Source organism: Bacillus cereus, from assembly GCF_002577405.1.
GTDB lineage: Bacteria > Bacillota > Bacilli > Bacillales > Bacillaceae_G > Bacillus_A > Bacillus_A cereus_AU.
Genome location: NZ_NULR01000021.1, coordinates 1 through 14,896 on the forward strand (window position 1 = coordinate 1; position 14,896 = coordinate 14,896).

The window sequence follows — 14,896 nt, forward strand, 5'->3', positions numbered from 1 at the left end:
GTAACTTATCCAAAGCCCTCCCCTATACCTTCAGTTCTATAAATTAAATAAAGAAAGAGTGTGTTTTAATCAATCTTTTTTCAAAACACGCTTTTTCTTTTTGCTCATCTATCAAGGTTATTAGTATCAATTTGAACAAACATTATTTCGAAGCTGTGGATTTGAAATAATGTTGTACTGTTTATAAGAAAGTCGTACCGTTTATAAAAAAAGTTTAATCAAAAGCCTATATTATCAAAGCAGTTTTTTTGTTTCTCTTATTCAACTAAAGGAACAAAATAATATAAGAATGAGGACGAAGGGAAGCTACTCCTATTTATTGAATTTCTATTTGAAGATATTATTGTGAGGAGGGAATTAAATGGTAGTGAAAGAAGCAGAAATTATCTTAAACAGGAAAGGAGCCAAGAGAGCAAGCGAAATTCCTAATGAGGTATTACAATTACTACAGCAAGGGAAATTAGAAAGTGTTAATTTAACAGAATGGCTAGCTATAAACCATATTGAATTACTTAAAAATGTCTTGCCTTCAATAGGACTTAAAGATAGTTTAGAATTTGTAATAGCTGAATTGGAAAAACAGAACGTTGAAACTGGAATGAAAGTCATACGAATGACAGGAAATTTATTGGATAAAGTTATATTCAAAGAGAGTGAAAGAAAAAAGGAAGACTTACTGTTAAAATTCTCTAATCACATCTCAGATAGTGTACGATGTTGGGCAGCGTTTATGAATAAAAAACCAAATAACACATTAAAAGATAAATTGAAGTACATTCGCCCTTTTGCAGCGGATCGTCATTTTGGTGTTCGAGAAATTGCTTGGATGTCTATTAGAGAAGACCTTTCACAAAATATAGAAAAAAGTGTGGAATTGTTAGTAGACTGGGCAAAAAGTGAAGATGAGAATATTCGCAGGTTCTCTGTAGAATCTATTCGTCCTCGGGGTGTATGGAGTAAGCATATTGAAATATTAAAACAAGAACCAGATAAAGCACTTCCCATTCTTAATTTACTTAAATCAGATCCATCAAAATATGTCCAAGATTCAGTTGGAAACTGGTTAAATGATGCAAGTAAAACCAAACCGGATTGGGTGATTAACCTGTGTGAAGAATGGACAAAGGATACTGACATAAAGTCGACTAGTAGAATTATTAAAAAAGCTAAAAGAACAATATTGAAAAATAATTAATGTTCCACTAACATACTTATTAGTTAAGCAAGGAACAAAAATAATCAATCTTTTTTATAAAAGAATAATTTGAATAAATATGAGAAGAGCATATTTTGATCAATCTTTGTTCAAAACATGCTCTTCTTATTTTCTTTTATATCAGTGTTATTAATGTTAACTTGATCAAACTTTATTTCAAAGCTACAGAAGCTACATTTGAAGAAATAAAAAGAATGACGCTACTAGCTCAAAAGTAATGGTGTGTTAATGTAGCCAAGTACAAAGAAGATATAAAATAGTTAGCTTAAGTGACAAAGCGATTGATGAGGGAATATCATAAGGGAATTGCGGTGATGAGAGGGAAGAGAAAGTCGTGGAAGAAGCTCTGGTGATTATATTTCTAAATCTCTGTTAATAATTTAAATTTCCTTTTCTGTTCGGGAGTTAATTGATTTTCTACATAATGATGTATAAGTAAATCTATTATTTCATGAGTATATTTCTTAATAGTGAGCTTCATTAGTGTTCCAAGCTCTTCATGAGTCATGAGATTGGCTAGAAGTTTAAAAACCGCCCTATTGGTTTTTAAATTCCATACATTCACTTGTCTTTACTCGTTTTCAGGTGAAGAAACAGGAGTATCTTCGCTATTTTTGATAAAAAAATCAGGGATATATAGAAATAGGGATATTTCTATACTGTGGGAGAGGGGCACAGGGATGATATGTGATACAAGTAATAGAACTATAAAATTAACGGATAGTGCGTGAACTACTCGCCACTTAGCTAAGCTTGAAGTGGGAGCTTCTCAGTTCCACGACGAAAGTAACCTTTCGTCTCCCTGAGCGTTACTTCGGGGTGTTCCACCCCTAGATGTCCAACGCTTGGATGCTCTTTTGGTACGGTTGATATTTTACGCAGGAACCGAATGGCTTGGTTTTCGCACTCTATTTTCTTCCTGCAACCTCATATATCAAGTTATCAAAGAACTTCATATAGCTAGTTTATCAAAAGTTTTTGGCTATGCCAAACCGAAATTCATCGTCCACCTACCGTTGGACTATCGCCCTTCACACGCTTGAGGAAGGAGAATTCTTTCGGTAAATTCGTTAAATCATTGATGTCAAAAACGATAGACTACAACAATGAAACTAGAATGATATTTCTGATCTTGAAGAGATAAAAGGGTTGGAATTAGCTATTCAGGCAATTAGTAATTTTTCTAATAAATTACTTATCTAACTAAATAGAGTAACAGGTACTTTGGTTCAACATGAATTAAACAACTTATAAGAGCCTTGCTATAAAAAAATATAGCAAGGCTCTTATATTTTTTATCGAAATTAAATAACCTTATTATCAATTTACATAAGGTATATCATGAGGAAATTGCAGTGGAGAGAAGAAAAGGTTGTGGAGGAAGTGCTGGTGATGATATTTTTTAAAATCAAAAAATATAGAAATATCCCTATTTCCACGTAGGGATATTTCTATATTTCTAAATCTCTGTTAATAATTTAAATTTCCTTTTCTGTTCGGGAGTTAATTGATTTTCTACATAATGATGTATAAGTAAATCTATTATTTCATGAGCATATTTCGTATTAGTAAGTTTCATTAGTGCTCCAAGCTCTTCCTTAGATTGACTAGAAATTTTAATACTGCCTTGTTGGTTTTTAAATTTCTTTTTCTCTGGTGTTTGCTCCGTCTTTTGTTCCTGCTGATTTACTTGTTCTTGCTCATTTTTAGGTGGAAAAGTAGGAGTATCTTCGCCACTTTTTGTTACAACTGAATCCTCGTTTGGGATATAAGGATCTGTTGGGTCAAAATTGCTCTTTTTTCTGCCTAATAATCCAGGAGTTCTTGCCATGTTATACACCAACCTTCATACTTTCAAAAACATTGATACGAGATAATAATTCATCACTAATTTTTTCGTATAGTTCTATTACATTTAAATCATGTCTATCATTTTCAGTAATACCGTTAACATCAAACCTTTTAATACGTTCCATCTGTGGAACGATATTTTCAAATAGGTTTTCTTCACCAAAAATTTCACGAGCATTTTCCATAATGTATTCATCCACTTTACCATTATTTTTTAATAGCACTGGAAGAATACCTACAACTTCAATATCAAGATCATATTGCTCTTTTAATTTTATTAGCTGGTTAATGTAGTTCTCTGCACCTGTAAGAGAACGTTCTTGTGTTTGTAGAGTTATAAGAACATAATCAGAAGCTACAACTGCATTTTTTGTAACTTCAATTGACATAGGTGGAACATCGATAAATATGTAATCGTATTTATGTTTTATTTTCTCAAGTAATCCCTTAAAGTAGAAATCTTCTTCTTCTTCCGAAGAACACGATTTATATAGAAATTTTGCGAAATCTTGAAAATCAACATAAGAAGGAATTAAATGTAAATTTTCCGTTATTTCAACTTCTAATCCATCTAAATTCCCCTCTTGAATCCCTTTCATCAATGTTTTATTTAAAGTTACCTTTTCGTCAGGATTAAGGATAGATTTTGTTAGCATTAGAGATTTTGTTGCATTACTCTGTGGATCAAGATCAACAAGTAAAGTTCGTTTCCCTTTTTTTGCGAATTCATAAGAGTTTAATACAGCATTAGTGGTTTTACCAACGCCCCCTTTATAATTTCCAACAGTAATTGTAATAGCCATTTATACCACTCCATTTATTTTCCGGAATATTTCCCTATGTCCCTATTTCTATATCTTAGTGAAAAGATTAGAAAAAATAGGGAAATATCTAATTATAGAAATAGGGATATTTCTATGTTACAAAGAAGATTATAGCAGTGATATGTGGTACATGCAATAGAATCTGTCATTTATACCACTCTATTCATTTTTTTGAAAAAGTCCTTATATCCCCATATCCCATGCTCATCAAGCTAAGAAAAGCAAATACCCCAAAACGAGAGAATTGATGTTACCAGTAAAAAAAAGCCCCCCCATTCCTATAATTGACGTTGCGTAAGTGTAACTTGATGACCATGACCTACTTCAATATTTTTGATAGCGTAGGTAGGGATATATCTATATTGTAAAGAAGACTATAGTCGTGATAATTGGTACATACAATGGAATCAGTAATTTCCAAAGGCGCCCATTAACCCCCTATTTTTAATAATAAAAGTAGAGGTAAAGAGAAATATTCAATTATAGAAATAGGGATATATCTATATTAAAAAGAAGATTATAGTCGTGATAATTGGTACATACAATGGAATCAGTAATTTTCAAAGGCTCTCCCATACCTCCATTTCTGATAACAAAAGAAGATATATAGGGAAATATCCAATTATAGAAATAGGGATATATCTATATCGAAAGAAGATTATAGTCGTGATATGTGGTACATACAATGGAATCAGTAATTTTCAAAGGCTCCCCCATACCTCCATTTCTGATAACAAAAGAAGATATATAGGGAAATATCCAATTATGGAAATAGGGATATATCTATATCGAAAGAAGATTATAGTCGTGATATGTGGTACATACAATGGAATCAGTAATTTTCAAAGGCTCCCCTATACCTCCATTTCTGATAACAAAAGTAGAGGTATAGGGAAACATTCAATTATAGAAATAGGGATATATCTATATTGTGAGGGAGATTATAATAGTGATATGTGGTACATACAATAGAATCAGAAATTTTTCAAAGGCTCCCCTTATACCACCATTTATAATAATAAAAGTGGGAGTATAGGGAAATATCCAATTATAGAAATAGGGATATATCTATATCAAAAGAAGATTATAGTCGTGATATGTGGTACAAATAATAGAATCAGAAATTTTTTCAAAGACTCCCCCTATGACACATGCCCATCAACTTAAGAATTCAGAATTACCCCAAAATGAAAAAATGAGCTTTTTTGTTACAAGTTAGCACAAAATTTCGTTCTGGGAGTAGTTGTATTTTTTTAGCTTGATGGCGGTGTGACGCTCCCCTATTGTTAGCCGATTAAAAAGTTCTTTACTGAATAAAAAAGTTGTTTAAAAATCCTTCTTTAACTAAACGGCAGGTTAGTTTTAATACGATGTTTGTTTTATCATTTAAGCAAAGTGATAGAAGGTCGAAGAAAAGGCAGTAATAAAGAAGTGCCATTCCTAATGTGGACTGGCACTTTGTAAGGTGCAAAATTCATTATTTGATTTCGGCTGAGGAATTTGATTCATCTATTTTTCCTGTACTTTATTATGATTTCTTAGGCAGCCTTCTCTGTTTTAAATACCCATTGTTGAAGAGTTGGTTGATAATACGGTATCATCCACCCTAAAATTTTGCCGATAAAATAGGCGGCAATTAGTGTACCGATTCCGATTGAGCCTAATGATTGAATGAAAACTATACAGATTGCACCAGCTACACAAATGTTTATAAAATCGCTCAAAATTTTTGCTTTACCGAATTTCAAATTAAATTTTTCACTAATTGCATAAGTTAACGCATCATACGGCATTAATGGCAGTTTCGCTGTTGTATAGCCCATTAAACCGAACGCTATAACAAATAAACTAACAATCAAATACACACTTCGAGCAAAGATAGTTTCAGGTGTAGGGAAAAGTTGTACAAGGAAGAGTGTTGCATCCATGAAGAATCCAAATAAAAACGAAATAATGAATTGACTCACAAATTCATTGAGATTCATTCGTTTACTTAATATGACTTGAATAATAATGTATAAAACATTTGCAAGCGCCATTGTCACACCAATCGATAAACCAACCGTTAGCGTACTTGCATATGCTAATGATGACACAGGCGATACACCAAATCCTGCTTGAATCGACATACTAATGCCAATTGACATAAAAAATAACCCGAGCACGTACAAGTGGATGCGCTTCAAGGTTCTGTTCCGATGTTTCATATTATCTCTCACTTCCTAGTTAATATTATTCATATAAACACTATAGCTACAAAATTAACTATAACGCCAAATTAAACATATGAAAAATATATATATGATATACTAATCATATGAAAAAACATATAATGGATTTTCGACAATTATATTACTTTAAAGAAATTGTGAAACAAGGAAGTATTTCTAAAGCAGCAGAAGTGCTCCATATCGCGCAGCCACCACTTAGTCAATTATTAAAAAAGCTCGAAACTGATCTTGGTACAACTTTAATTCATCGATACCGTCAAAAATGGGAGCTTACAGAAACAGGTGAAATACTATATCAATATGCCACTCAAATGCTAATGCAAGTGCAAGATGTAAAGCAGCAAATTCAAGAAATTGAACAAGGTATAGGTGGAACAGTAAGTATTGGTGTATCGTCTACATGTTCGAATATGCTCATTGACTATGTTAGTACGTTTAGAACAAAATATCCTAATGTTAAAATGAATATAGTAACTGGAAATTCAGAAGAATTATTAAAAAGACTAGAACAAAGAGAAATTGATGTTGCCTTACTTTTACGATTGGGCAGTAGTGAACAATATGAGATGAAAATATTAAAAAAACAACCAACCGCTGTGATTATTCCAACAAGTTGGGCAACATCGTTTTCATCACAGCATGTGACGATTGAACAGATTGCGAAATTCCCATTCATTATGCTAGGAGCAATGGAAGGACTCTCTTTCAATGAAAACCTACTCAAAGCGTTTGATGAACATCAAGTCAAGCCAAATATCATTATCGAGTGTAAAGATATAAGTATGGTTGTATCACTTGTTAGTAAAGGGCTAGGCTTATCCGTCATTCCAAGAATGGATTACACATCACCATTTTTAGAACATACAACGCTTTTTGAATTGAAACAATTTGATTTTCACCTAGAGCCTGTAATAGTAAAATTAAAAGACAAAAGAATTTCCAAAGTAGCATCTCAATTTTGGGAAATGGTTGATTAGGAGATATGAACAAAGCAAAAATAGTCTTCAATCAAGTAATATAGACATCGTCCGAAAAATTGAGTTGGGATAAAAAAGTCCTTTACTAAGTTGAAAAACGCAGTAATTACACTACTTATTAGTAAAGAACTTTTTTATACAAAGACAGGTATATAAAGATAAATTTTAAAAAAATTTATTATTTCTTTTAATCATGGTTCTGTTTAATGATTAAGATTTTTAAACAACTTTAACTCTAACTGTCGATTTGAAAGACATGTGGTTCTTTTATTTCTAAGAACAAAATTAAACAACTTTATTATCTCTGCACACCTATAATGAATATATTGTTTGATTGTTAGTATTTTCTATAGGGAATGAATCCAATCAAATGTTGTTTACGTACAATCATGACAAGAAAAAGAGCATCCTTAACATGTAAGGACGCTCTCTCTTTTATTTAAGAACAGAAGGCGAAGTCTTTTCTAACCATAAAATGCCATCATATTGTTCGATAGGAATCATGATTTCTTCTTGCTTTTTGACCCCCCAGTAACTTGCTGCAGTTGGGGTAAACATCCATGACGTTTCTGGTCGGTTACTTTCTCCTTTTAAGTTTACAAAGACATTTGGACTTCCAACGGTGCTTATTATTTTTTCTACACTTTGTTCTTCATGTTCGGTATGTACAGGAACAATTTTGTTATTGGCAGAGTTCCAACTGCTCCCACTATACGCAAATACGCCAATCGTGTACATTTGGTTTTTGATGCGCTGCGGAAGATAATCCATCATATTAGGGCCTACAAAATTGTATTGCTGCAACTTCGTATAGTCTAATATCATTTTCGAATTTTGTTTCCGAATATGATAATTATGTCCCCATACAATAATTTTTTTGTTTTTATATTGCATTTCAGTGAGCCATGCTAGGTTTTGAGCCATTTTTTGATCTCGGATATAATCAGCGTAGTCTCTAACATTAGTAGAGAAGATGCCACCTCTAAATTTCATATAAGCATCTAGATGTGTTTTAATCGCATCAATCCGTATATTGATTGATTTCTCAAGGAAATTCACATCATACGTAGGGTGAGGTGCAACTTGAGTCAATTCAGCTTTATGATTCTGAATAAAAGTTCTCACATTTTCAAACTTGTTGATAACAGGTTGTATTTCTATTTTATATTGATCATAGGGATATGTACCGTCATAACCATTGTAATACTTATCCAGTTTAATCAACTCTGTTACTGCTGCATCAAATTCAGATGCCACTTCAGGACTTAGTTTTTGCAACCAGTCTTTCGCATACGAGTGGAATGAAGATCTATAAAACAAATTGATATCAAAACCAGCTAATGTTAGTGGCTTTCCTTTTTCTTTTTGTTCTTTCATATAGGTAAACAATTGTTCAACTTCCTCTGTTTGCCATACACCTTCTAAAGATTGTTTCATCGCTTCAGTAGCGGTTAAGTTATCAAAATTTTGTTGAACCGTACTTGCTTCTGCAAATCCTGATTCAAATGCAATTACATCATATCCCATTTCTTCATGTAAGTACTTAATCATACGTATTTTGGATTGATTCATTTCCTTAGCACCATGCGTACTTTCGCCAAGTACAACAATACGCTTGTCCTGTACGGCCTCTTTTAGAAAAGATAAATCTTCTGTTGTTTGGGAAGTGGGTTCATTTAATCTTTTTGCATGTCCATTTAGCCATTCCTCCCATTTGGGTTGATCGACTGGCTTTTCTGCTGCAAATGCTACAGATGTGAAGGTAGTACAGGCAAGAAGCGTACTCATTAGCCCGATTTTCCATTTTTTACGCACAACAACGCCTCCAAGAATCATATTTTTAGAGATTGAATAGAATCTGTATCAAAAATTTACTAATATACCATTATTTATAATAATACATATGCGGATTCCAAACAATATCAATATTCTAAAAATTAAAAACCCACTTCGTGCATAATGAAGAAACCTTCTATATGGGGTCACCATACATCACCATCGAGCTAAGAAAAGCAAATATCCCAAAACGATAAAATTGACACCACCAGGTGAAAATATACAGTTTTTGTTTTGGGGCGTTATAAAATTCTTAAGTTGATGGGCATGGGGTAGCGTCACATCATTATCAAGCTAACAAAATTAAATTTCTTTAAAATGAAAAAATACGTTATTCTTTCTGTAGAATCGTAGGAAAGGATGGCGTATTTGGCATAAACTTATCGATTTTTGATAAACTAGAATTATTTTCTAAAGAGTTACAACGATATATGTTAGCTGATGTCTTAGAACAATTAGCTAGAGAGATAGGGTTTATTCAGCGAAAAAGTAAATATCATGCACAAGATTTAGTAGCTCTATGTGTTTGATTAAGCCAAAATATAGCTCATACTTCATTGGCACAATTATGTAGTCGATTAGAAGCTAATACAGGTATTTCTATGAGTCCAGAAGGACTCAATCAACGATTTAATTCTCAGGCTGTACAGTTTTTACAACAAATACTAGCGTATGTACTTCATCAACAATTGTGTTCCACTAACAAAATTACAACCATGTATACTAACTATTTTCGTCGTATTCGTGTATTGGATTCTACACATTTTCAGATTCCGGATAAATTCGCTTCTACATATATCTATATTGAGAGAGATTATAATAGTGATATGTGTTACATACAATAGAAGCAGTAATTGTTCAAAGACGCCCCCTATGCCTCCATTTCTGATAACAAAAGTAGAGAGATAGGGAAATATCCAATTATAGAAATAGGGATATATCTATATTGAGAGAGATTATAATAGTGATATGCAGTACATACAATAGAAGCAGTAATTGTTCAGAGACGCCCCTTATACCACCCTTTCTAATATTAAAAGTAGAGGGATAGGGGAATATCCAATTATAGAAATAGGGATATATCTATATTATGAAGGGGATCATAGCCGTCATATCAGGACTACTTCATTTTGACACTCCCATCCCTAAAGGGGACAGATGACTTATGTCAGTGGGATCCGTACTATCAAAACCAAGTCTATTTTTAGATGTCAAAAAATCAAAATAAGATTGTGATACCGTACGAATTTCGTATTAACCGTAGGAAATACGGGATAAGCCTAATAGGATAACCGAAGGATACTTTGGTGTTCGTAGGAAGCCCCCACTTAACAACCCATAAGGGTGTTAAGTGGGGGCTAGTTCAATTCAACAGATTTTTAGGTCACACAATTATAAGAAGACCTTAGGATTATACCTAAAGGTCTTCTTTATTAGTTAGAAATCGAGCTCTTCGTTATCTTCTTCAGAAATCCCACCAAGTACTACCCTGGCGTCAATAATTTTACCTTCTTGCAATATGGGCTCCTCTGTTTTTAAATCTTCTTGTCTCTGTGCGGAAACAAATCCATTAGTAAGCAAAAGATTCAATTTATTCTCAACTGTATCTAAAAGATTTAATCTCTGTTCTACATTATCTAATTTCTGTAGTAGTTGCTCATAACGTTTTTCATTTTGTACCAGTTCAACAACAAATGCTGTTAATTGTCTACTATTAGCTTTTTCATTAAGGATCCTATATACATCTTCAGGCATATTATCAGCATGTAATGCCATTTTTCTATTTGTAGCCATTATCAGCACGTCCTTTTATTTTAAGCTAGCTGTCCCTTCATTTCATCAATTACTTTTAATTCTAATGCAGTTAGATTAATTGTACGTGAAGTTGGAGCAAATACTTCTTTGTCGCTATTTTGAATAATATCGTTCAAGAAGAAGTGATTGTTTTTAGCAGCCATTTCAGACATATGATTCAATAAAGCGAGACGGATGTATGGTTCTAAAACGGGTGCTTCGCCTCCGATATAAATGAATTTCAATACTGTATTCGTACTAGATGGGATGAATACATCAAGAATTTTAGCAACTAAAATTCTTGCATATTCTTTCAGTGCCTCTACAATTTCATTTGTAAAATCATATTCTTCACCAGTATTTTCATTCGATAGTACATACTTTTGTACTTTATATTTATTAACTATAAATTTCTCTAATGTTCTTAGATCCTTAAAGTATTGAATCAATTTTTCTTTTCTAAAGCGTTCTAGGTATCCCAAGAATGGCTCAATATCGATAACTTGGAAAGAATCTCTGTGCTTAGGTGTAGTAAGCCCTTTACCCAATCGCACAGCATCTGTAGAACCGCCACCAATGTCAGTTAAAACTACTTCATAGTCATCGAATCGCTCAGATTCATAGCGCTTTTCAATACTAATTACATTTGTATTCTGATCTTTTGAAACCATTTTATATTTTAAAGAATGTCTAGCAACTTCTGATTCATTTCTACATTTTGCTGATTGGACTGTAATAGTTAGTTCTTTCTCCATTCCTGGTGTTAACACTTTAACTTTATGTTCACCGTTAAATCTTTCTTCCATTTTTTTATGGGCAATGCTAAATTTCTCTTCGCGTTTTAAAAGCCAAATTGGAAGCATCATACTCATGTGTTCAATTTCAATTTCATTATCTTCTTGATCAGCATTAAGGGCATGATAATATGCAATTGCTCCTAAAAAGCATACGTATGGGATAGGACTATTTATTTTATCGTGCATCTTATTTACATGTGAGTTTGCTAACTGATTATCTTCAGCCAATTGCCCAACTAAATAGTAAGACTCTTCACCTTCGATTTCAGTGGAAATTAGTAATCTATCCAGTAAATCTTCTGGTTTAGAAATACGATCAACAAGTAAATCCTCAGCTTGTTTCTTTGAAATCTTAACTACATTCGTTGCAAGTTCAATATAATAACCGTCAACCATGAAATTATTAAAACTATTTCCGAAATCCGCTACTTTTCTTCCAATTTTCATTTATAATTCCCCCTTTATACATTAAGTGCGACTTAAGTGCTACTTTTGATTATGCTTTAGCGCATTTAATCAAAAATAGAAACATTTTAAATAATAAGTACGACTTGAATCGTGCTTATTATTTAATTAACCTATATACTTAAAAAATTCAAAATAAACAAGGAAATACCTTCTTTCAAACGAATTAAACACATAACAGTTAGACGCCGACATGTCGAACATAAATGATGATGAATAACAGTAAAACAGCAACATGGTCGACATGAATGATGGTCAACAACAATGTAATGACAACACGACCAACATGGATGATGGTCAATAACAATATAATGACAACATGACCAACATGGATGATGGTCAATAACAATACAATGACAACATGACCGACATGGATGATAATCAATAACAATGTAATGACAACATGTCGGACATCGATAACAACAAATGACGATGAGGGGAGGACGATGGAATGGATAGGGAAGAACCTTATAAGAAAACATATTCCCTTGCAGATATAGCAAGGATGCTTGGGAAGCCACGGACAACCCTTCAGGCCTGGCGGGACCAATTCAAACCATACTTACCAACCGTCGCTGGGACGAAGGGGCGAACGCTGAGATATGAACAGGAAGCATTAGAGCTTTTTAAATTAATTGCTAATATGAAAGATGCACAAGAACCACCAGAAATAATAGAACAGACGTTAAAACAAAATGTAGATTATATTGTAGTAGAAGAGAGTGATGAAGACAACGAAATAACGAAACCAATTATTCAGACGATGTATGAGAGTATGAAAGAGGTTTCTATATATTTTCAAGAACAAAAAGCTATGAATATGGAACTTTTAAAACGCATAGACAATTTAGAACAAACTAATCAAACATTAACGAACAAGATTGATGAACAGCAAAAGACTATTGATAGAAAAATAAACAATAGAGATCAGCAGTTATTAGAAGTGGTTCGAGAAATACAAGAAACCAAGAAGTTAGTTGCGTCTTCTCAACAAGAAAAATCATGGTTCGCTAAACTATTTAAAAAATAACTTAAATAATACGTAAAAAAATAGGGAAGCTTGTATGTTTTTACAAGCTTCCCTACTTTTTTTGTGAATTTGATGTATTTCCCCAAACAATCACAAAAATTAAGAGACAGTCTTCTGTCGGAAAATGATAAAGAACATACTTATAATGTTTCCCTTTTAGGATAGAATACTGTATTTATTAAATCTTGTTTAAAAAATAAAATCATTATAAACATTAGAATCTATTTTAGAGATGCTAGACTAGCTGTATCAAGTGATTCAAGATTTTACCTTAGTAAATTACAAGGTTAATTTATGAGTAAATAATAGAATTTTCAGTTTCGTATGAATGGAAATTTCATAGCTGAATAGTTTAGAAAAAGAGAAATAATTATAAGATCTGAGAGGTGTTTTGAATTCCTTTTTTGGGAAAATAGTACGTTGCTCGGGGATTATAAGAATACATGACAAATAGCCTTGCTAATTATATTATTTTTGAGCAAGGCTAAGTTTTAGATGTTTTTTTATTAGGGCTTTAGAGCGCCTATTTTTTGCAAAATGGAATCCACTTTCTTGTTATTAAGCCAGTCTATAATTGGAAGTTTGCTTTCATATTTTTGTGTATGTTCCATGTTAGTTAAGGCTTTTTTTGCTTCATAATCGTTACGCTCTGTTCTTTGTTTGGCTTTTTTCGCGAACATTTTCATAAAATGAGCAGGATTACTTATTTCAGCTTGATTATATTCAAAGCATTCAACGCATTTTTCAAAATCCCATTTTTGATAACGATCAATTCTTTGCGGTATTCTTAAGGCTATAGTATAAGCGTTCTGTTCGGTTAAATATGTTACAGGTTGACTTGTTATATAGCGATATGCCTTTATCTGATCTTCACTTAAATAATCATTTAAATCTTGTGATCTATCAATAGCATTTTGTGAATTAGTATTTGATCTTTCTAGTTCTTCAAAATTTAAAATATCTATGCCATTAGATAAAGTATTCTTGGTACTGGTGCAAAAATAGAATAAAAGATAATAAAGTGCATAGATTTCTAACGGAATCGTATCTTATGCTGCAAGTCCAAACAATTGATGGATAAACTCTTTTTGATTTTGGACAGACTGGTCCCGTAAATCAACCTGTTCTTTGTTCATCATATGCATGGCTTCTACTCCAGAAAGAATGGATGTAGCTGTGTCAAAACATTTGAACCCTAGCATAGAACGAATTCATCTCTTTATAAAGCGATGGTCTTGTTCTACTATGTTATTCAAGTACTTTTGTTGTCTAAGTCGCATACCGTTAGGTATGCTTTTTTCTTTTTTCAACTGTTCAATTGCTATAGGATAAGCTGGATTCTTGTCGACCGTTATAACACGAGGCTTTGAAACATGAAAAGACCGCAAAGCTTTCTTGAAAAAGCGCTTTGCAGCCTTCTGATCTCTTGTTTGGCTTAGGAAAAAATCGATTGTGCTTCCTTTCGAATCAACAGCACGATACAAGTACATCCATTGACCTTTTACTTTGATATATGTTTCATCGACTCTCCAAGGATCATTTGTTTGTTTGTTTGAGGTAACGTCGGATCCGTTTATCCAATTCAGGACCATACTGATGAACCCAACGCATAATCGTTGTATGAGAAATGGATAAACTCCGTTCCTCCATCATTTCCACTAAATCACGAAAACTAAGATTGTACCGTAGTACCATCTTACCGTTAATAAGATAATATCAGGCTGATAGTGTTTCCATTTGAACAAATTATTCTTTTCCATACCAATCACACACCTTTTTAGAGTAATAGTATCAGTATGGCTTTTGCACCAGAACCTTCTAATAGAATTATATCAATTGCACCTAATCATTCATACCATCCTAATAGAATATCCT

General features: G+C 32.8%; 9 protein-coding genes and 3 pseudogenes. 4 read left to right on the forward strand and 8 right to left on the reverse strand.

What is annotated here, in order from left to right:
• Positions 1 to 361 precede the first annotated feature (361 nt).
• Positions 362 to 1,195, forward strand: coding sequence for a DNA alkylation repair protein (locus tag COC96_RS22975; RefSeq protein WP_098769430.1), 834 nt, complete (start codon positions 362 to 364; stop codon positions 1,193 to 1,195).
• A 1,480-nt stretch (positions 1,196 to 2,675) separates the two neighbouring features.
• On the opposite strand, the gene COC96_RS22990 is transcribed toward COC96_RS22975, so the two are convergent.
• The 3 genes from COC96_RS22990 to COC96_RS23005 all read right to left on the reverse strand — a co-directional run bounded on the left by COC96_RS22990 (position 2,676) and on the right by COC96_RS23005 (position 6,098).
• On the reverse strand, positions 2,676 to 3,047 hold the full coding sequence (locus COC96_RS22990) for a hypothetical protein (protein WP_098268488.1): 372 nt from the start codon (positions 3,045 to 3,047) through the stop codon (positions 2,676 to 2,678).
• A 1-nt stretch (position 3,048) separates the two neighbouring features.
• On the reverse strand, positions 3,049 to 3,870 hold the full coding sequence (locus COC96_RS22995) for a ParA family protein (protein ID WP_001018645.1): 822 nt from the start codon (positions 3,868 to 3,870) through the stop codon (positions 3,049 to 3,051).
• A 1,559-nt stretch (positions 3,871 to 5,429) separates the two neighbouring features.
• Positions 5,430 to 6,098, reverse strand: coding sequence for a YczE/YyaS/YitT family protein (locus COC96_RS23005; RefSeq protein ID WP_098769434.1), 669 nt, complete (start codon positions 6,096 to 6,098; stop codon positions 5,430 to 5,432).
• Between the two features lie 125 nt (positions 6,099 to 6,223).
• Between COC96_RS23005 and COC96_RS23010 the strand changes: the two genes are divergently transcribed.
• Positions 6,224 to 7,099, forward strand: coding sequence for a LysR family transcriptional regulator (locus COC96_RS23010; protein ID WP_098769436.1), 876 nt, complete (start codon positions 6,224 to 6,226; stop codon positions 7,097 to 7,099).
• Between the two features lie 435 nt (positions 7,100 to 7,534).
• On the opposite strand, the gene COC96_RS23015 is transcribed toward COC96_RS23010, so the two are convergent.
• Positions 7,535 to 8,914 (reverse strand): erythromycin esterase family protein, encoded by a 1,380-nt coding sequence (locus COC96_RS23015; protein ID WP_098769438.1) that lies wholly within the window; start codon positions 8,912 to 8,914, stop codon positions 7,535 to 7,537.
• Positions 8,915 to 9,309: 395 nt separating this feature from the next.
• Here COC96_RS23015 and COC96_RS23020 point away from each other — a divergent pair.
• Positions 9,310 to 9,732: pseudogene (locus COC96_RS23020) on the forward strand (IS4 family transposase); the annotation flags it as partial.
• Between the two features lie 640 nt (positions 9,733 to 10,372).
• Here the strand turns inward: COC96_RS23020 and COC96_RS23025 are convergent.
• Both COC96_RS23025 and COC96_RS23030 read right to left on the reverse strand, forming a co-directional pair.
• Entirely contained in the window at positions 10,373 to 10,729 is a 357-nt protein-coding gene (locus tag COC96_RS23025; protein WP_098769440.1) for a hypothetical protein, read from the reverse strand.
• Between the two features lie 20 nt (positions 10,730 to 10,749).
• On the reverse strand, positions 10,750 to 11,973 hold the full coding sequence (locus tag COC96_RS23030; protein ID WP_088233080.1) for a ParM/StbA family protein: 1,224 nt from the start codon (positions 11,971 to 11,973) through the stop codon (positions 10,750 to 10,752).
• Between the two features lie 469 nt (positions 11,974 to 12,442).
• Between COC96_RS23030 and COC96_RS23035 the strand changes: the two genes are divergently transcribed.
• On the forward strand, positions 12,443 to 13,021 hold the full coding sequence (locus COC96_RS23035; RefSeq protein ID WP_098769442.1) for a DUF3967 domain-containing protein: 579 nt from the start codon (positions 12,443 to 12,445) through the stop codon (positions 13,019 to 13,021).
• A gap of 506 nt (positions 13,022 to 13,527) precedes the next feature.
• Here the strand turns inward: COC96_RS23035 and COC96_RS28190 are convergent.
• Positions 13,528 to 14,007: pseudogene (locus COC96_RS28190) on the reverse strand (Replicase RepFR55); the annotation flags it as partial.
• 63 nt (positions 14,008 to 14,070) lie between these two features.
• Positions 14,071 to 14,781: pseudogene (locus COC96_RS23045) on the reverse strand (IS6 family transposase).
• Positions 14,782 to 14,896 lie beyond the last annotated feature (115 nt).